Genomic DNA, 19,137 nt, shown 5'->3' with positions numbered 1-19,137 from the left:
CGCTCTCCTGGTTCCTAGTTCCCAGCCGCAGCTCCGAGTCCGCTCCGAGTCCCCCGGAGCCTCGCTGAAGGAGTACGCCGTGCCCTCCCCCGCCCCACCGCCCGACGCCCAGCAGCCAGCCGACCGGCCGGAAGCCGCCGCACCCGACGTCCCCACGAAGCCCCAGGCCCAGGCCGCGCCCCAGGGCGAAGGACAGGCGCAGCCCCGCAAGGCCGCGCTCGCCGCCTGGATCGGCAGCGCCCTGGAGTACTACGACTTCTTCATCTACGGATCAGCCGCGGCGCTGGTCTTCCCGAAGGTGTTCTTCGACGAGTCCGATCCGGCGAACGCCACGCTGCTGTCCATGGCCACCTTCGGTGTCGCCTACGCGGCCCGCCCGGTCGGCGCGCTCTTCCTCGGCCACTTCGGGGACCGTATCGGCCGCAAGAAGATCATGGTCTTCACGCTGCTGCTGATGGGCCTGTCCACCTTCCTCATCGGCTGCCTGCCGACCCGCGCCCAGGTCGGCGGCCTCGCCCCGGTGCTGCTGGTGCTCTGCCGCGTCCTGGGCGGCATCTCGGCGGCCGGCGAGCAGGCCAGCGCCAGCTCCATGACGCTGGAGCACGCCCCGCAGCACCGCCGCGCCTACTTCACCAGCTTCACGCTCAGCGGCACGCAGGCCGGGCAGTTGCTGGCCACGCTGGTCTTCCTCCCGGTCTCCGCGCTCGGGGACGACGCGCTGCTGTCCTGGGGATGGCGGGTGCCGTTCCTGCTCAGCGTGGTGGTCGCGGTGGTCGGCTATGTCATCCGGCGCACCCTGGACGAGCCGCCCGCGTTCACCCGGCAGGCCGAGACCTCGGGCGTCACGCGGATGCCGCTGGTCGCGCTGGTGCGCGGGCACGGCGTGGACGTGCTGCGGGTGGTCGGCGGTGCCCTGGTGGCGTCGGTCAGCACCATCTTCACCGTCTGGTCGCTCGCCTACGCCACCGGTGACTCCGTCGGCATGAGCCGCACCTTCATGCTGTGGGTGGCGGCGCTGGCCAACCTCGTCGCGCTCGCCGCGATCCCGCTGTGGGCACGGCTCTCCGACCGTGTCGGCCGCCGGCCGGTCTACCTGGCCGGGGCGATCGGCAGCGCCGTCTTCATGTTCCTCTTCCTGTGGGCGATCTCCAGCCGCTCCTATCCGCTCACCGCCCTGCTGGGCATCCTGGTCTTCGGCGTGGTCTACAGCGCCGCCAACGGCATCTGGCCGTCCTTCTACGGCGAGATGTTCCCCACCCGGGTCCGGCTCTCCGGTGTCGCGGTCGGCACCCAGATCGGCTTCGCCCTCGCCGGCTTCGCCGTCACCTTCGCCGCGCAGATCGCCGGCTCCGGGGGCGACGACTGGGTGGCCGTCGCCCTGTTCACCGCAGCGCTGTGCGTGCCGCCCGTGCTGGCCGGGCTCACCGCCCGCGAGACCCATGACGTGCCCACCGACGAGCTCGGGCTCCGCACGGCCGCGCCGGTGCGCACCGATGCGGGCCGGGGGTCGATCGGCGGGGTCACAGCTGGCTCAGGATCGTCGGATCGGTGATCTCGGTGTCCCTGGCGAGCAGCATCGCCTTGCTGAGGATGACCGCGAGGGTGCGGTCGCCTTCGAAGGGGAGGTAGCCGGCGGGTGGCGCGGCGCTCGCGGCGGATGGCTTCGGGACGATGCACAGGTACTGGTCGTGCGGGCTCATCAGGATGTTGCCCGAGCCCAGGTGGATCCGGTACGTGTGCCGCTCGCCCTTGACGTGCAGGAAGCGGCCTTCGACGGTGCAGCGGTCGGCTGTCGCCAGCCGCGGCACCAGGCGCTCCAGCAGGGCGCGGCGGGTCTCGGCGGTCTGGCTCAGCGCGCCGAAGCCGAACGACGCCCAGTAGTCCCGGTGTCGGCCGTCGGGCCCGCCGTCCTGCCAGGTGGGGTCGTTGCCGACGCTGGCCACGCCGACGAACAGGTCGACGTCGCGCAGCACCTCGGAGAGGACGAGCGGCGGTATCCCGGCCAGCGGCAGCGACTCCACGGGGCTGCTGAGGCGCCGCTCCCCCATGTGGTACTCGCCGCCCGAGCAGTGCGCGGAGTTCTGCGGGGCGTCCACCGGGTAGAAGCGCACCTGGTCGGTGGAGACCCGCAGATAACTCTGCGAGTCGGCGATGTCGACGCCCCATTCCTGGCCGTCGCCGTGGATCCAGTACTCGGCGCGCAGGCCCCACTGGGGCAGCTCACGGGTGGCGGGCGGCGCCTCGTCGTCCACGCAGAGGCGCAGCTTGTTGCGCCAGCCGCGGATCGCGGCGAGCGAGTGGAACTGGTGCTGGCGCAGGATGTGCGCCGCGAACCGGTTCGAGTACGTCCCCGTGGCCCGCTCGGCGTCGGTGAGCACGTACACCTCGCGGTGCGCCTGCTTGAAGGGCTGGGTGATGGCGTGCCGCTCCAGCCAGTCCCGCCAGGCGACGATCTCGGCGGGCTCGCGGCCGACGGGATGCCACAGCTCGACCTCGGCACCCGTGGTCACCGGCTCGTCGGTGAGGGTGCGCAGGCGCCCGTCGGCGAATCCGACGGTGGTGCCGTCGACGGTCCACAGCAGCCGGCGGGCCAGGGTGCCCACGAGCGGGTGGTCCAGGTACCGCTCGCGCCACGCGGTGTACGGCCAGGTGCGCCGGGCCAGGAACTGGCGGTCCAGACGCTCGCTCTGCGCCGTCAGCATCCTGTCGATGTCCTTGACCGCGGCCTTGAGCTCCTTCAGCTCCTCCGGGTGGTCCCGGCGCACCGCGGCCGGCACGCTCTTGACGGTCTTGCCCGCGGCGTTACGCCAGGTCAGCACCGCCTTGCCGCCCTGGACCCGCAGTTCGGCGGTGATCTCGCCGAGCCGGTGCTCGGCTGCCCCGACCTCCGTCAGGCCGTAGGCGGGCACGGCCAGCTCCTCGACCTCCTCGCGGGTCAGGCCGAGCGCTTCGGCCCGGGTGCTCAGCGCGCCGTCGATCAGCTTCGCGGTGTTCTTGTACGTCACCCGGGCTGCGAGGCGGGCGAGTTCCCCCAGGGCCTGCTCGCTGTCGATCCGGGCCAGGGCGACGACGCCCGCGTTGGCGACCTTCGGGTTGCGCGGCCCGAGTCCCGGGACCTTCTTCAACGCGGTCTCGACGAGCGCGCCCAGCGCCCTGGCCGTGTCGGGGTGCGCGGGCAGCAGGGCGAGCAGCCAGGCCAGGCCGCGCAGGGCGGTGGCGTTGTGCGGGTCCCAGCCTTCGTTGCCGCCGGCCTGCCACTCGTACTCGTCCAGCGGGATGGTCCGTGGGCGGCCGGCGAGGGCCAGCCAGGGCAGGACGGTGTCGCGTACCCGGTCGGCGCCGAGGGGCTCGACGAGCTCACGGGCGCGCTTGTCCCACGTGACACCGGGCTTGGCGGTGGTGGCCGCGAGGGCATGGGTGAGCAGCGCGTGCCAGGGGTCGTCGGGCTTGTCCGTGACCTCCTCGAGCGCACGCTCCGCCCACGGCTCGCCCGGGCTGAGGACCGGCTCGGCGAGCAGCTTGAGCAGCTCGGTGGGTGCCGAACGGCGGAAGGCGGCCGCGACGGCCGGGCGAAGGGCGCGGCCCGCCGCCAGCTCGGCCCGCGCCAGCACCTCGACCTGGTGCGGGTACGGGAGCAGGCGCTGCCGGCCGATCTCGTCCAGCGCGGCACGGCGCTCCTTGCCCAGGTAGTCGCCCGGCAGGTCGAGGGTGACGTGGGTGACCAGGAGCAGCACGCCCAACCGGGCGATCAGCCTGGGCCCGAGCGAGGGATAACGCTCGACCAGCGCCTCGGCGAACCGCCGGCGCTGCTCGGCCGGCATCGCACGCAGTTGCTGATGGAACCGGGTCCACTCGCCGGTCCAGTGCCCCCTGGTGGCCCCGGCCCTGTTCACGGCCTCGTCGGCGAGCGCGCCCATGTCGTCATCGGCGATCATGCGCCGCAGGGCCTTCCGGTCATGGCTGACGGGATGCTTGGCCATGGTCAGCCTCCCACCAGCGGAACGAGCTTCAGGAAGGTGACCTCGGTGCCGAGCGGCAGGTCGACCTGCTCGTCGAGATCGGTGAGCTGACGGTCGCCGACGAGGACCAGGAACCCGTTCCCCGCGAAGGCCTTCAGGGCCAGGTCGGTCTGCTTCTGCGGGTCCACGCGGCGCTCGGTGCGCACCGCGTAGCCGTTCACGTGGCCGTTGGGCACGCGCTCGGTGTCCTCGGGCTGGACGAGGCCCTGGAACACGTCCGGCGCTGCGGCGTTGAACTCCGCGACCTCCTGGAAGACGCGGCGCCTGATCAGCTCACGCAGCGTGAGCCGCTCTTCCGCGATCTCCAGGGCCCAGCCGTCGGCCCGTTCCCCACTGGTCGTCTCGTCGACGCACGTCACCGTTCCCATGCACCCGACGGTACGGGGCACCACTGACAACCAATCAGCCGACGCCCACGGCAGGCAGGTGCGGTCACCGGGGCGAGGTGAGAAGGGGGCGCAGTTCGCGGTGGAGTTCCTTCTCGTCGATGCCGCGGGCGATCTTCCGCTCGTAACCGGTCTCGTACGGGCAACTGTCCTCGTCACCCTGCGTCCCGGGCACGGTGAACTCCTTGACCTTCTTGCCGGTGCGCGCTTCGCGCACCACCACGTGGTACGTGCCTTCGAGCACGTCGAAGGTGTGCGGGCTACCGTCGATCATCGGACTGGTCGAGTAGTAACAGGTGACGTTCCGGCCGGTGTCCCGCCCCGCGTCCATGCGCACGCAGACCAGGAGCTGCACCTTCTTCCGGTCCGAGTCGTCGGGATGGACGACGTCCACCTTCGGCTCCCAGCCGTCCGGCAGGAAGAACTCGGTGTACTCGACCGACTCCTCGTCGGAATAGTCGACCAGTGCCATCAGATGCGGACCGCGCCCGGCGAACGGCCGGGCCTGGATGTCGTACACCTTGATCTTCGGCGACCGGCAGGCGTCGTCACCCAGGCCGGTGTCCGGCCCCGGCGGTGGCGGGAGCGGGGCCAGCCGCCCGGAGGACGGACCGCCGGGTCGATCGGACGGCCAGGTGCACGGCCCGGTCACGGTGATGGTGAGGTTCGACCCGCCGCCGGGCAGTTCCATGAGCACCTGGGTGCCGTCCTTGTACGCCCCGGTGACCGTATGGACGTCCTTCCGCGTGGTGCTCCAGCCCTCCTCGACGTCGTCGAAGATGTCGAGCATCCAGTACTGCAAGTCGTCGAGGTACTTCATGGCGTTCTCGCCGGCGGACACCGTGATCTTCGCTCGGGGCACGACGCCCCAGTCGGGGCCGCGGTCCGACACGTTCTCGGGTCCGTTCGCAGGAAGGTCCTCGCAGCCCACCGACCGGGAGACCTTCGGCTCCGAGGCGTGCGCGTCGGAGTCCAGTACCTCGCTCACGAAACGGGAGAGATGCTCCGTGAGACGTTGGTCGAACTCCCGCTCACCCACCACGGGCTGGGACACCTGCTCCTCGGAGCCGGCATCCGTGCACGCCGTCAGCAGCAACATCCCGCACAGTGCCAGCCCGAACCGGCGGGCCCACCTTCGGGTCGTCGCGGCGGCGGTCTTGTCGGACACCACGGATCCTCCCGGACAGGCGCGGGACTACGGGCGCTGGCACTACGCGCTCGCGCACAGCCTCTCCGCTACGCGCCTGCGCACAGCCTCTCCCACCCGGCTCGGGACCCCTCCCGCGTGAGGCGAACGGCTGCGGCGCCCCTCACGCCTGCCGCGACGCCAGCTCCACCACCGTGATGTCCGACGGCGCCCCGACCCGCACCGGCGGCCCCCACGCGCCCGCGCCCCGGGTGACGTACAACTGCGTGTCGCCGTAGCGCTCCAGCCCGGCGACCGTCGGATTGGCCAGCTCCGCGACGTAGTTGCCCGGCCAGAGCTGGCCGCCGTGGGTGTGCCCGGAGAGCTGGAGGTCCACGCCGTGCTTGACGGCGTCGTCGATGACGATCGGCTGGTGGGCGAGGAGGACGGCGGTGCGCGAGCGGTCCCGGTCACCGAGCGCCTTCGCGAAGTCCGGGCCTTGGCCCTGGCTCTCGCCCGCCACGTCGTTCACCCCGGCGAGGTCGAACGCGGGCAGCTCGGTGCGGGCGTTCTCCAGGGGCTGGATGCCGAGGCCCCGGACGAACTCAACCCACTGGGCGGCGCCGGAGAAGTACTCGTGATTGCCGGTGACGAAGTATGCGCCGTGCCGGGCCCGGAGCCCCGCGAGTGGCTGCGCGGCGGGCCCCAGGTTGGGCACGCTGCCATCGACGAGATCGCCGACCACCGCGATCAGGTCGGGCTGGGTGGCGTTGACGGTGCCGACGACGTGCCGGGTGAAGTCGCGACCGAGGATCGGCCCGAGATGGATGTCGCTGACGACGGCGATCCGGAAACCGTGCGCCGAACGCGGCAGTTTCGCGAGCGGAACGGTGATCCGCTTGACGCGCGGCCCGCGGAGCACCCCGTACGTGCCGTAGCCGACGGTCCCCAGCGCGGCGGTGGCCGCGGCGCCGCCGACGACACGGGAGACGAACAGCCGGCGGGAGGGCGTCACGAGCCCTGGCGCTGCGGCGGTGTCCGGGACGGCGGTCCGCACCCCACCGGTTTCCGCGGTGCGGGCTTCCGCCACAGCGGGGGCGGTCCCGGCGGTCTGCGTGACCGGGGCGTCGCCAGCCGGCGCGCGCCGGCGTTCGTACCGCGCCATCCCCCACCGCACCAGCGGCCGTACGACCTCACCGACGACGACTGCCAGCAGCAGGTACAGCGAGAGCGCCATCCAGTAGAACCCGGGCCAGCCCAGCACCCGCTGCATCCAGAACGGCGCCCCCGCACGCTCGCTGACCAGCGCACCGACCATCAGGAGCGGCCCGGCCACGAACACGACGGAGCCCGCGCGGCGCAGCCACGACCCGGCGACGGTGGTGTCACGCACCAGCCGCCGCCAGACGTACCAGTACAGCCCGGCGATGACGGCCAGCGCGACCAGCCCGACCAGAACCGCGACGATGACGACCACAGCGCCCCTTGCCCCCCAGAGTCCCCAGAGTCCCATGAGTTCCCTGAGTCCCCTGAGTCCCCTGAGTCCCCTGACGTACGAACCGTCCGAATCCTACGGCGCCTGCCCTGACCGCCGGCGGGTGTGGCCGGGTGGACGGGGGCGGACAGGCGGAGGCCGCCCCCGGTCCGGTCCAGTCCGGTCAGGAGGTGCTGTGCGCGGCGAACGGGGGGAAGATCGACGGCGAGTCGGAGACCCCGGCGCCGACGATCCACACGTGGGAACCGCCCGGCTCGCGGATGGCGCCGTAGAGGGTGGTCGCCTGGGTCGGCACGGCGATCGGCACCGCCGTGGCCTGGCCCGACGGCGAGGCCGGCAGGCGCAACCCGTACCCGGCGGGCTGGGCGCCACCGCGGACGTAGCCGTACGCCTCGGGCCCGTCGTCGGTGAACGCCACGTCCTCAAGCTGCGTGTCGTCCACCTGCGGCACCGGAACCGTCTCCCAGGAGCTGCCCGACCAGTGCAGCGCAAGCGACCTGCGTACGTGGTCCGATCCGACGTGGTAGCCCACGGCCCAGGTGCCGAAGGTCGGGTCGGTGCGCACCTTCTCCAGCCAGACCTCGTCCCCGCCGACGTCCGGCAGCTCGACCTGCTTCCAGTCGTGCCCGTCGTAGTGGATCGACAGCCCGACGGGGCCCACCGCCCAGACGTCGTCGGGGCTCGAACCGCTGATCCCGGTGACATAGCTCACCGGGTCGAGTCCGTCGAGCGCGCTCGGGGTGACCGCGCTCCAGGTGTGACCGTCCCAGTGCGCGAGCCCCGCGCTGCCGCCGATGATGCCGCCCGCCCAGACGTCGTCGGTCGACACGGCGTCGAGGCTGTAGAGCCCGCTGCCGTCTGGCAGTACGTCACCGGGGGTCTGCTGCCAGGAGGTTCCGTTCCAGTGCTCGATCAGCGCCTGGCCCCGGTAGCCGTCCGCCGTGGCGTAGCTCATGTCGCCGACCGCCCAGGCGTCGTCCGGCGCTGCGCCCGACACCGGGCTGTCGATCCTGCTGTCCACCTTGCCGGTGGCGTCCTCGCCTGCGATGGGAACGGGGGTCTGCTCCCAGGAACCGCCGTTCCAGCGGAGGGCGATGCCCTGGAACGGATCCCGGTCGTTCTCCGACATCGCGAACCCGGTGGCCCACACGTCGTCGCTGCCGCGGATCGAACCTGCGGCCACCAGGTTGGCGTAGGGCACCGGCAGCGGGGTCGTCTGCCAACCCGCGTCGCCGGCCGCCGACGCGTCCGACGCACTGGCCGTGCCGGTCACACCCGTGACGAGCAGCGCACCGGCCAGCCCCGACGCCGCCAGCCATCTTCGCGCGCCCCGTGCCCGTCTGGCCGCCTGTATGGACCCTGTTCCCATCCGTACCTCGCTCCGTGGTTCGTGTTCACGTCGACCGGGCCGCCGCGGGGGCGGCGACGATCACTGCCGCGCTGGGAGACGCGGGCAGCTCTGGACGCGTTCCTTCCTTTTCTGGCGCCCCCGCGGGAACGGGCACCGGGCGGGTCGGCGGTACCGCGCGCTCGCGGCCGGCGCGTCGGGTCCGCGCTCCGCCGACCGATCCCCGAGCCCCCTGCCGTACGCGCCTCCGGCCGGGACCTCGACCGCTTCCAAAGCCGCCCCACCTTTCCCACAGACGAACACGGCAGGCCCGCCCCGTGCCGGGTGTGGGGACCTTGGGAGAGCCTCCATCACGTCACCGGCAGGGGGCGGGAGATCAGGAATTCAGGTGGTGCGCTCCAACGCGGAGTCCAGGGGTGCTGCCAGAAGGTCTCGCATTGCTCGTTCCGCTTCTTCCCTGTCCTGCCGGCGGAGTGCGCTGACGATTGCGGCGTGGCGTTTGACGGAGGCTTCCGTGCGCTCGCATGTGGTCGGCTCCGTACAGGCGATCAGCCCTCGGGGCACGATCGTGGAGAGGTGGTGGACCATGACACTGCCGGCGGCGCGTATCAGGTATTGGTGAAAGCAGGTGTCCGCGTGGTCGAATTCATCTGCTTGGCCGTGGCGTACGGCGTCTTCCATGTCGGTGACGGACGCGGTCAGGAGCCGCCATGTGGCCAGGTCTTGCGTGGTAGCGGCGAGACGTGCCGCGAATAGCTCGACGACCTGGCGCAGTTCGTGCAACTCGTTGCGTTGGTGGTGTGCCTGTGGTCCCAGCGCCCGCCATTCGACGATGTCAGGGTCCAGAAGGTTCCACTCGTCCGGGGGACGGATATGGATGCCTACGTTGGGGCGGGCGGTGATGAGTCCTTTGGATTCCAGGCAGCGGCATGCCTCACGGATGACGGTACGCGACGCTCCGAAGTGCTGGACGAGGTCGTCCATGATGAGGGGACCGTCGGTCAACTCGCCGTTTGAGACGATCATCTGTCCCAGTTCGTGGACGACTTCGGCATGAAGCCCACGCCTGCGCCTGGGTTGGCTCAGGGACTTGAGTGGCAGACTCACGTCCCGACCTCCGTGTGTTCCCGGGCGTTCTGGACCACGGCGAGAAGCGCGCGGGCCGTGTTCAGGTTGCAGTGTCCCAAGTCGATCAGGGGCCGCAGGTCGAACAAGGCGTCTCCCACGGGTTCCACCCACAGAGAGGGCAGCACGACTCCCCGGCTCTTCAGTGCCTGGTTGAGTTCCTTGCACACCGCCACAGCTTCATTGCGCTTGTCCCTTGCAGTCTGCGGGTCAGACCCATTCATCATCTGCGTCTTTCTACATTCCGTTCGGGGGCGGGGGATAAATCTGGTTCCCGCAGTTCTTGCACTTGTTCGTTTCCGGGTCCAACTTCGCATGGCTACATGGCTCTTTCTTCTTCTTGGCCATGACCAGTCAGATCTTTCCCAGGAAATACACCGCGCCGAGGACGACACCGAAGGCGGCACACATCCCCGTTCGGTACAGCGACCCCGCCAACCGGCCCTTGAACCCGTAGCCTCGGCGTTCCGGGTCAGTGCGGGTGTGAGTCAAGCCCTGTTCATACAAAGCGGGTTGCGTGCTCACAGCCACGCTCCCGCTTCAGCCCGGTACGAGCGCGTGACATGCTCCCGGTAGTCAAGATGGCTCGGGTTCTTCTTCAGATGCTCCAAAGCCCACCATGTGCCGTCCTCAGCGTCCGTCGAGACGGGCCCGGTGACGTAACACGAGGCGCAGTACATCTCGAACGTCACCGGCTCCGCTTCCGGCCGCCGGTCCGGACCGAGGGTGTACTCCCGGAACCGGAACGTGCGGCGCGGGGGGCGCTCCGCGCTACCTTCTTCTGACCGCTCGTGCGCGGGTGTCGACGAGTTGGCGCCCATCATCCGGCCACCCGCACGCCGTGAATCATCCGCGGCCCGATGTCGACGCCATGGACTGCGAGCCACAGCGTCCGGCGTCGTTGCCGCTGCCGTTGCGCTTCCCGCCTCAGCTCGTGCGCAACGAAGTAGGGCCGAACGTGCCCGATGTCCTCGCCTCGCAGCGAGGGGTCTGCAACGGGTTCCGTCGGGCGCATGGCCGGCACGTCGGCGGGCTGGTCAGCCTGTGTACAAGCGGCGCCGATGCCTGCCCGGTGACGGCCAGACGAGGGAAGTAACGCGCGCACCAACGCTTCAAAGGTCCATCGGATAGGGTCCATTGCTGCTGTCAACCTCCACACAGGTTGGTGGCCGTACCTCCGGACCGCACTCACCACACAGCGGTTGCGGGGGTCTTCTGACCGTCACAGCGTGCCCCTGCATGACAACGGGGAGTTGCACTGTTTCGTGCAACTCCCCTCGATGTGCCGTGGTTCAGACGCCGATCCACTGTGCGTACTGCGCGAGCGATCCGCTGCGAACTCGCTCGCGTCGTTTCAGGGCGATTACCGTCTCCCGCGCGGTGGGGTGATAACGCGTCTGCTGCGGTGCGATGCGCCGGGCGCGCTGGAGGCAGTCCAACGCCTGTTCCGGGGTTCCCTCCCAGGCGTACGCCTTGCTCAAGTCCATCCAGTGGTGTCCGGCCCGGGAACGGGCCCAGCCGCGCGGAATCCGTACACCCTCGGCGAGTTCAATGGCCAGGCCGAACTCGTCCATCTCCAAAGCTATGGCCACGGCGTGAACGCCGACGTTCGCCGGTCCCCACGACGCGCCGTAATCGGGAAGCTCGCCCGTCTCTTCTGCCAGGACGCGGGCTTCCCTAAGGCGGGCCTCCGCATGATCCCGGTCCTTGGCGCGTCCCGCGATCACCGCGGCCCGCAGGTGCAGCATCCCTCGCATGGTGACGATGCCGGACGGGCGGCGCGCTTCCTGCCCCTCAAGATCCCGCAGAGCCCGCTCGACAACGCGCATGCCGAGGTCGTACCGACCGGATGACATTGTGGTCTGTGCGCGGAGAAAGGCGTAATTGGCGGCGAGGCCAGGTTCGTCGGCTTGAGGCGCGGCCCATGCCAACCGATCCAGTGCCACTGTGCCCAGGTCGAGATAGCCCAGCCTCCAGGCCACCGTGAACACACAGCGAAAGGTCCCAGCCAGGCACTCGTATGCCTGCCGCTGTTCTTCTCCCGAACTGATATGGACAGCCTGAACACACTCATCGATCAGTGCCGGGAGGTCTCGGACCAACTCCGTGTACTCAGCCTCACGACGCTGAGCCAGCGCCCGCTGTACGTCAGCCCGGATGAGCGCGACCGGCCGGGGCTTCGTCTGCCACTCCAGCGGGATGTCCCAGTTCTCCAAGGCCTCACGGATGGGCTGTATCAACGCGTCCATCCGGTCACGGCGCAACTCATCGGCGAAAGGCTGCCCCAGCAGATCCGGCGTGGGGACGCCCAGAGCCCGGGCACAGACAGCGACCAAGGATGGAGAAGCAGGCTTCTGCCCGCACTCGACCTTCGACAGCAGCGACTTCGAGATATGGGCCCGCATGGCTAGACCTTGCTGTGTCAGGCCACGCTGCTTACGGATCTGGGCAATCCGAGCGCCAATGTGCACTTCGGCATTGTCAGGCATACTGGCTCCATTCTGACCTCAGCACTCAGAACGGTACTCCCGGTTCACGGCCGGAGGTACAACCAGCGGCCCTCGCGACCATGATGACCACTGTCGTGTCGGTGTACTGCCGCCCTGCCCACAGGTCTGGTATCGCGCTGACCAGGGGATACATGCTGTCTGCCCCGACCCGGCGGTGGCCGAGAGAACTCGGCGGAAGCCTGAAGAAAGCACCCCGGCGGCCGCACAACGCACGCATCGCGCCGGCACCAAGGGAGGAGAAGGACCGCCCGCCCGGGGAAGAGGCCCGTCCGTCTCACGCACCCACCTCCAGCTGACCAGCGACAACTTCTCTGCGGCCGAGACGTCAGAGTGAGTATGTTTTAGGTTGCCTCCCGGCGGAGGACCTAGCGCCGCATAGGCTCGCTGGGCTGAGCGATGCGGGATGATCGCGCCATGAGTGAAATCGTGTTGATGTCGGATCCGAAGGTCGCTGCCGTACCCGTGACGGAATGCGGTGAACGTCTCGTAGACGTTCGCGTGGGTGGTTCGTTACTGGTTGATGGACGCAAACAGGATGCGGCGGATACCTTCGCGTACTTACGAGAGGGCGTATTGGAGCGGCTGTTGAAGGCCCAGACAATGCTTCCGGAGAATGCGCGGCTGCTATTCGTCGAGGGCTACCGACTCCCATCGCGTCAACGGCGTTACTTCGAGGAGTACGCCAGCCAACTGAGGGCCATGCACCCGGAATGGTCTGCCGCGCAGGTCCATGCTGCGGCGAGCCGGTATGTGTCACCGCCCGACATCGCTCCGCACACCGCCGGCGCGGCCGTCGACCTCACCCTGGCCGACACGCTTGGGCGCGAACTGGACCTGGGCACGCGGATGAACGCGGACCCGGAGGAGAGCGAGGGGGCCTGCTACACCGATGCGGTCAACATCAGTGAGCAGGCTCGCGACAACCGCACACTTCTGGGCACCGCGCTTACGGCGGCGGGCCTGGTGAACTACCCCACGGAGTGGTGGCACTGGTCTTTCGGCGACCGCTACTGGGCCCTGCTCACAGGGGAGACCACCGCTTGCTACGGTCCGAAAGAGCTCACACCGCGCACTTGACCGGCCGGCTTGGCGCACGGCCCAGTCAGGCAACCAGTGACACACCAGCGGATGCCCCGTTCAGGTTGTCCGCTTGCCAGTCGGAGACCCTGCTCCGCCCGAGTACCCGTTCACCGCACCAGGGCCTCCCACCCCGCGCCGCCCCGGCGAACGCATCTCTTGGCGCCCCGCACCTCGTGCGCCCGTGCGCCCGTGCGCCCCGCACGTGCGCCATTGCGAAACCCCGGGCGCCGGCGTGCATCAACGCACTCATGAATTGTCGCGTCCGCCGCCTCGGCAGCGCCCCCGGTGCCTCATCTCCGCCATCGGTCCCAGAAATAGCTCGCGTAGCGAGCGAAGAGGGGCACAGAGATACGCATGAACGATCCGGCATAGCGGACCGGCATATTACATAATCAAAATATGATTCTCTGTGACTGGAGGGTGACCACCAGCAACCCATACGGCGGAAATTTCTTCCCACATCCGGCACATCACCTCTGCACCGTTGCACGGATAGTAGCCAGACGCCTACCATCGGAACAATCCCGCGACACGTTCGACCTGGAGGTTCGCCCGCCAGCTCGGAGCCACCCCAGGACCGGACAGCATTCCGGGAGGCAGCCGGAAATCCACTGGAAACGGAAAGCCCACCGGGAACTGGGAAGTTCGCTGGAAACCGAAAAGAGGGGGAAAAATGGATCGCGCATGGGAAGCAGACCCGACCGCGTTATTCGAGAAGCGTCTCGGAATGTCGGCCGCGGAGCAGGGTCTGTCGAACAAGAAGCAGAAGTGCCCGGACATCTGGCAACTGACGAACGGTGATATTGCGGTCATCGGCCGGGATCTCACGGAAAGCTACGCCGCCAGCCTCCCGGAGGGCGTCTCCCTCGGCGCCGACGAGCGGCTCGTGGTCATCCCAGGCCGCATGCTCCGCACCGCGAAGAAAGACATCCCGGATGCCTGAACTCCGACGCCCGGCCCTCGACCCCGCCGAGGGCCGGTGGCTGACGCCGGACGAGTACGACACCGACTTCGAGCACTTCTACGACACGGTGCGCGGCCAGGACTCGTGGAAACTCGAACGCCTCCAGAATTTCCACGAGGACGACGACCCGAGTTATGACGCGCTGCGCCGCGGTGAGTGGTCCAAGGCCCTGCGGCTGCTGGAGGAGGCGATCCCCGAGCTGCGTGCGTCGGCTGCCGAGGACCGCGAGCGCGGCTCCGTCTTCCGCCGCGTCCGTGTCGTCGAGGAGCCCCCGACCCCGTACACCCAGTGGGAACTGCACTCCCTGCGGCACCAGTCACAGGCAGGCATCCCCGTCCGCGTCGTCCAGGCCGCTGACGTACGCCGTTTCGAGCCGGCCGCGCAGGGCCCACTGCCCGAGCTGGTGATCGTCGGCGGCCTCGTCCTGTACCGCGTGTCCTACCGGACCGACGGCGTGCACGACGGTGCCGTGCAGTACACCGACCCCGAGGTCATCCGCGCGTGGCAGGACTTCATCGCCGCCCTGTACGCCACGGGCGAGGACGTCGTCGGCTACGTCGAGCGCTACGTGGCCCACCTCCCCGCCCCCGCTCCCTGACCCCGCGTCACCCTTCCACCGCCCACCGACCCCGACCCGCCCCCGGAGCCCCCATGGACACCCCGGACGACCGCGCCGACCGGCCCGTGCCCGAACGGAACGACAGGCCTGACCCGTCCGGGGGCACCGGGCCGCACACCAGGAACGACGTGTCCGGCACCACGCGAGACACCGTTCAGGCCGGGACCGTCAGCGGTGGCGTGCACTTCCACCGGCACGGCAGCGCGGACGACGAAGCCGGCTCCCCCATGCCCCGGCAGTTACCGGCCGACGTGCACGACTTCGTGAACCGCACCGAACAGCTCGCCCAGCTGAGTGCCGTCCTACCCGACGGCGACGGCGACCCGCTCGCCCTCTCCGTCGCCGTCATAGCCGGTACCGCGGGCGCCGGAAAGACGTCCCTCGCGCTGCACTGGGCCCACCAGGTCAAGCACCGCTTCCCGGACGGCCAGCTCTACGCCAACCTGCGCGGGTACGATCCCGGGGAGCCCGTCACCGCCCACCAGGCCCTGCACGGTTTCCTCACCGCGCTCGGCGTCCAGCCCACCGCCGTCCCGCAGGACACCGACGCCGCCGCCGCGCTGTACCGCTCGCTCCTCGCCGACCGCCGCGTCCTGGTCGTCCTCGACAACGCGGGCAGCGCCGCCCAGGTCCGCCCCCTGCTGCCTGGCGCCCCCGCCTCCCTCACCCTCGTCACCAGCCGCAGCCGGCTCTCCGGACTCGCCATAAGAGACGGTGCCCGCCGCCTCACCCTCGGCACGCTTCCCGAACCGGAGGCCGTGGCCCTGCTGCGCACCATCACCGCGGACTACCGGCCGGCGGACGACGCCGAGAAGCTCGTCGAGCTCGCCAGGCTCTGCGCCCGTCTTCCGCTGGCCCTGCGCATCGCCGCCGAACGCGCCGCCGCCAACCCGCACCTGCGCCTCGACGATCTCATCGCCGATCTCCGCGACCAGAGCGCGCTGTGGGACGTGCTCAGCACCTCGGACGGGGACGGCGAGGACGCCGAGGCCATCCGCACCGTCTTCGCCTGGTCCTACCGCGCTCTGCCACCGCCCGCGGCCCGCCTCTTCCGCCTCCTCGGCCTCCACCCGGCCCCCGACATCGGCCTGCACACCGCAGCCGCCCTCACCGCACTTCCGGTGCCCCGCACCCGCCAGCTCCTCGACGTTCTCGTCGGCGCCCACCTGCTGGAACAGACCGCGCCCGACCGCTACGAGTTCCACGACCTGCTGCGCGCCTACGCCACCGAGCAGGCGCAGCACGAGGAGCCGGACGCGGAGCGGGAGATGGCTCTCGGCCGGGTCCGGGACTGGTACCTGCACTCGGCCGCCGCCGCCCAGCGCTGGATCGAGCCCGACGAGGATCCCGTACCGCTCGACGAACCGGCCGAAGGTGTCGTACCCCTCGCCTTCGCCGACTACGACGAGGCCGTGGACTTCGCGGAACGCGAGCACACCAGCCAACTCGCCGTGCTGCACTCGGCCGCCGCGGCCGGTGCGCACCGTTACACCTGGCAGCTGGCAGCCGTCCTGTTCAACGCGATGCCTCCCACCGCACCCGCCACCGACTGGCTCGCCGTCACCGAGACGGGCACCGAGGCGGCGCGCCACGCCGATCCGGCGGTACGGGCGCGGATGCTGGAGTACCTGGGCATGAGCCACACCCAGCTCAACGCATACGAGCAGGGCCGGGCCTGCCACCTCAGGGCGCTGGACATCCACAACCGCCAGGGGGATCGGCGCGGTGCGGCGAACTCCCTGAACCTGATCGGCCTCACCCACCTCCACCAGCGGGAACTCGACGCCGCCGAAGGCCTCTTCAAGCAGGCCCACGCCGCGTTCACCGCACTCGGTCTTGCCCAGGAGGCCGACCTCGCCCGGATGAACCTCGCCTCCGTGCAGTACGACGCGGGCCGCCTCGACGAGGCCGCCCGTGCCACCGCTCAGGTGCTGGACTTCCGCCGAGCCCAGGACGACCGTTCCGGCGCCGCGGACGCACTCGCGCTGCTGAGCCAGATCCACACCGACCAGGGCGCGACCGAAGTGGCGCTGCGCGAGGCGACCGACGCCGTGAACACCGCGCTCGATCTGCGCGACCACATCCTGGAGGGCTACTGGCTGCTCGCCCTCGGCGACGCCCAGCGCGCCCTGGGCAAGCACGGCGACGCGCTGATCTCCTACCAACGCTCCGCGATCCTGCACCGCCGCCTCGGCAACCGCTTCCGTGAGGCGGTCGCCTGGTACGGCACCGGCCTGGCGTACGCGGCGCTGGACCGCCCCGAGGAGGCCGCCGCGTTCCTCGCGCGCGCCCGCGAGACGTTCCGCATGGTCGGCGACCGCTGGTACGAGGCGCTCGCCCTCGCCGGCCTGGCAGCCGCGCTCTGCGAGACGGCCGCCCTCTCCGACACGGCCGGGGACGCCGCGCCGGCCGGCGCCCACGAAGAGGCCGCCCGGCACCGCGCGGCGGCCCTGCGGCTGGTTGCGGACTACGACGATCCCCGGGCGGCGGCCCTGCGGGCGAGGCTCACAGCAGCGGGTGATTAGCCCGCGCCTTCGGACGCGGTCGGCACAGGCCGCCTGGCGCGATCAGCTCCCGCCGCGGGGCGCGTTACCAGTGGTGTCGGCGACGTCGCCCGGGGCGGGGGTGCCGTCCGCGCGCGCCCTTGCGGGCGGGGCAGCCTGCAGTGCGCGGATACGGCGCCCCTCTCGTCACTCGGCACCCTGGCCGCCGCCGCCCTCCGCCTCCTGCCGCCAGCGGGCGGCGGCGCGCTCCGCCAGGACGGTGTAGATGTAGTCGGCTCCGTGCACCCGCCGCATGTCGGGCACCAGCCGTTCGAAGTCCTCGGCGGCGCCGGCCGCGTCCCCCGCCCTCCCGCGCAGGACGGCCAGGTTGTGCCGGGTGGTGAGGACCTGGGGGTGGTCTTCGCCCAGCGCCAGCACCCGCTCGGCCAGCAACTGCTCGGAGACCTCCACGGCGCCGGCCAGGTCCCCGGTCTCGCTCAGGTAGTGGGCCCGGTGCCGCAACGCCGTGGTGTCGGGGTGCTCCTCGCGTAGCGCCCGATCCCGCTTGTCCAGTTCTTTCTCCGCCTGCCCGAAGGGGTCGCCCAGCGCTCTCCTCACCCGCACCGCGAGAAGCGCGGCACCCACCACCACGACCGCACCCGTGATCACCCATGTCCGCGACACGTCAGGCACGCCCCTTTCGCTGCACGTCGTCCGGTTGACGCCCACCACGTGGTGTCGGCCCGTGGCGGCCTCGCCATCTCCGTGGACGCCCTGACGGCCCACGTCAGTTGCGGACAGCGCGCCGCGGACGCCGCAACGCGTCGGTACGGCCCCGCCCCGTCGCGCGCCGGCCGACGGCGGCATTGAATGCCAGGGAAGACGGAATTCCGCTTTCGGCCATACTCCAGCCATGGCAGAGGAACGCGCGCACCGGGTGACCTTCGACGACCTCGAAGTGTTCCTGGTGTTCGCCAGGACCGAGCACTTCGGGGAGGCCGCCGCCGAGCTGGGCGTCAGCGTATCCACCGTGCAGCGCAGCGTGCGGGCCCTGGAGCGCGAGCTGGAGGTCCCGCTGGTGGAGCAGGCGGGGCGCAGGGTGCGGTTGCGGCACAGCGGGTGGGTGCTGGCGCGGGAGGCGCACGGCGTACTGCGCGCGCGGGTGGACGCGGTGGGCGCCACGCTGGCCGAGGCGGGGGAGCCGCAGCGGCTGCTGCGCATCGCGCACACGTACTCGCTCGGCCTCGGCCTCGGCTTCGTCCCGACCGTCCTGGCCGAACTGCTACGTGACCGGGCCGGGCTGCGGTACCGCTGCTGGCAGGGCTCGGCCAACGCCGTGGTGTCCGCGCTGCTGCGCGGGGACGACGACGTCGCGTTCACGTCGGTGTCGCCGGTCGAGCCGAACATGGTGGTCCAGCCGCTGTTCACGGAGTCGCTGCTGCTGGCGGTGCCCGCGCACGATCCGCTCGCCGCACGCGGCACGGTGGACCTGGCGGAGGTGCGGGACCGTTCGTTCGTCGCCATGGAGCCCGGGTCGAGCAGCCGCACCCACATGATCAACGCCTGTGCCCGTGCGGGTTTCGTGCCGCGGGTCACCGTGGAGGGGAACGATCTGTTCCTCGTCGAGTCGATGGTGGGGGCGGGGCTGGGGGTGTCGGTGGTGCCCGAGGGGATGAACGACCACCACCATCCCCGCGTCGCCCGGCTCCGCATCGGGGAGCCGAGCTCGGCCCACCGCACCATCTTCGTCGCCTACCCCGGGGGTGGGGCCGCGCACGACAGCGTGCGGGCGTTGGCCCGGGTTGCCCGTGCCAACGGTCTCGCCCTGAAACGGGGCTCACGCCCCGGTAGCCCCGTCAGGGGGGCGCCCCCTCTCCACCGGGGCTGCGCCCCCAGCCCGCTCCCGGCCGGTGGCCACCACGCGGCAGGAGCAGCCCCCTTGGGACGGTGACGAACCGCAGTCATCGTCGTGGCTGGTCGCG

Annotated in this window: 16 protein-coding genes; 6 read left to right on the top strand and 10 right to left on the bottom strand. The window is 70.5% G+C overall.

The window, feature by feature from the left end; genetic code table 11:
- Window positions 1–79 precede the first annotated feature (79 nt).
- The gene (locus NQO67_RS40845; RefSeq protein WP_255955642.1) at window positions 80–1,552 is read left to right on the top strand and encodes an MFS transporter; all 1,473 of its coding nucleotides are present in this window, start codon (window positions 80–82) and stop codon (window positions 1,550–1,552) included.
- Here the strand turns inward: NQO67_RS40845 and NQO67_RS40840 are convergent.
- The 9 genes from NQO67_RS40840 to NQO67_RS40795 all read right to left on the bottom strand — a co-directional run bounded on the left by NQO67_RS40840 (window position 1,521) and on the right by NQO67_RS40795 (window position 11,988).
- On the bottom strand, window positions 1,521–3,980 hold the full coding sequence (locus NQO67_RS40840; protein ID WP_255955641.1) for a DUF4132 domain-containing protein: 2,460 nt from the start codon (window positions 3,978–3,980) through the stop codon (window positions 1,521–1,523). The genes NQO67_RS40845 and NQO67_RS40840 overlap by 32 nt on opposite strands.
- A 2-nt stretch (window positions 3,981–3,982) precedes the next feature.
- On the bottom strand, window positions 3,983–4,387 hold the full coding sequence (locus tag NQO67_RS40835) for a hypothetical protein (protein ID WP_255955640.1): 405 nt from the start codon (window positions 4,385–4,387) through the stop codon (window positions 3,983–3,985).
- Between the two features lie 64 nt (window positions 4,388–4,451).
- Window positions 4,452–5,573 (bottom strand): hypothetical protein, encoded by a 1,122-nt coding sequence (locus tag NQO67_RS40830; RefSeq protein WP_255955639.1) that lies wholly within the window; start codon window positions 5,571–5,573, stop codon window positions 4,452–4,454.
- Window positions 5,574–5,715: 142 nt separating this feature from the next.
- Window positions 5,716–7,044 (bottom strand): metallophosphoesterase, encoded by a 1,329-nt coding sequence (locus NQO67_RS40825; protein WP_255955638.1) that lies wholly within the window; start codon window positions 7,042–7,044, stop codon window positions 5,716–5,718.
- A 145-nt stretch (window positions 7,045–7,189) separates the two neighbouring features.
- Window positions 7,190–8,395, bottom strand: a complete 1,206-nt coding sequence (locus tag NQO67_RS40820; protein ID WP_255955637.1) for a hypothetical protein — start codon at window positions 8,393–8,395, stop codon at window positions 7,190–7,192.
- Between the two features lie 363 nt (window positions 8,396–8,758).
- Window positions 8,759–9,481, bottom strand: coding sequence for a FadR/GntR family transcriptional regulator (locus tag NQO67_RS40815; RefSeq protein ID WP_255955636.1), 723 nt, complete (start codon window positions 9,479–9,481; stop codon window positions 8,759–8,761).
- Window positions 9,478–9,726 (bottom strand): hypothetical protein, encoded by a 249-nt coding sequence (locus NQO67_RS40810; RefSeq protein WP_255955635.1) that lies wholly within the window; start codon window positions 9,724–9,726, stop codon window positions 9,478–9,480. Before NQO67_RS40810 ends, NQO67_RS40815 begins: the two co-directional genes overlap by 4 nt.
- Window positions 9,727–10,020: 294 nt before the next feature.
- Window positions 10,021–10,323 carry a DUF7848 domain-containing protein gene (locus tag NQO67_RS40805; RefSeq protein WP_308295746.1) on the bottom strand — a complete coding sequence of 101 codons (303 nt, stop codon included), beginning with the start codon at window positions 10,321–10,323 and terminating at the stop codon, window positions 10,021–10,023.
- A 468-nt stretch (window positions 10,324–10,791) separates the two neighbouring features.
- Complete coding sequence (locus tag NQO67_RS40795) at window positions 10,792–11,988, bottom strand: helix-turn-helix domain-containing protein (RefSeq protein ID WP_255955633.1); 1,197 nt, start codon at window positions 11,986–11,988, stop codon at window positions 10,792–10,794.
- 435 nt (window positions 11,989–12,423) lie between these two features.
- On the opposite strand from NQO67_RS40795, the gene NQO67_RS40790 reads away from it, so the two are divergent.
- From NQO67_RS40790 to NQO67_RS40775, 4 genes are all read left to right on the top strand, one after another.
- A complete protein-coding gene (locus tag NQO67_RS40790; protein WP_255955632.1) occupies window positions 12,424–13,086 on the top strand; it encodes a M15 family metallopeptidase in 663 nt (220 codons plus the stop codon).
- A gap of 676 nt (window positions 13,087–13,762) precedes the next feature.
- On the top strand, window positions 13,763–14,032 hold the full coding sequence (locus tag NQO67_RS40785) for a hypothetical protein (RefSeq protein WP_255955631.1): 270 nt from the start codon (window positions 13,763–13,765) through the stop codon (window positions 14,030–14,032).
- Complete coding sequence (locus NQO67_RS40780; RefSeq protein ID WP_255955630.1) at window positions 14,025–14,651, top strand: DUF6879 family protein; 627 nt, start codon at window positions 14,025–14,027, stop codon at window positions 14,649–14,651. The genes NQO67_RS40785 and NQO67_RS40780 overlap by 8 nt, the downstream gene beginning before the upstream one ends.
- Window positions 14,652–14,704: 53 nt before the next feature.
- Window positions 14,705–17,197 (top strand): ATP-binding protein, encoded by a 2,493-nt coding sequence (locus NQO67_RS40775; protein ID WP_255955629.1) that lies wholly within the window; start codon window positions 14,705–14,707, stop codon window positions 17,195–17,197.
- A gap of 165 nt (window positions 17,198–17,362) precedes the next feature.
- Here NQO67_RS40775 and NQO67_RS40770 read toward each other — a convergent pair whose 3' ends face one another.
- On the bottom strand, window positions 17,363–17,839 hold the full coding sequence (locus NQO67_RS40770; protein WP_255955628.1) for a tetratricopeptide repeat protein: 477 nt from the start codon (window positions 17,837–17,839) through the stop codon (window positions 17,363–17,365).
- Window positions 17,840–18,068: 229 nt separating this feature from the next.
- On the opposite strand from NQO67_RS40770, the gene NQO67_RS40765 reads away from it, so the two are divergent.
- Window positions 18,069–19,106 (top strand): LysR family transcriptional regulator, encoded by a 1,038-nt coding sequence (locus NQO67_RS40765; protein WP_255955627.1) that lies wholly within the window; start codon window positions 18,069–18,071, stop codon window positions 19,104–19,106.
- The last annotated feature ends 31 nt before the right edge of the window (window positions 19,107–19,137 follow it).

It is taken from the genome of Streptomyces odontomachi, assembly GCF_024435355.1.
Lineage (GTDB): Bacteria > Actinomycetota > Actinomycetes > Streptomycetales > Streptomycetaceae > Streptomyces > Streptomyces odontomachi.
Note: the sequence above shows the minus strand (reverse complement) of the source record. Positions and strands in the feature narration are given on the sequence as shown.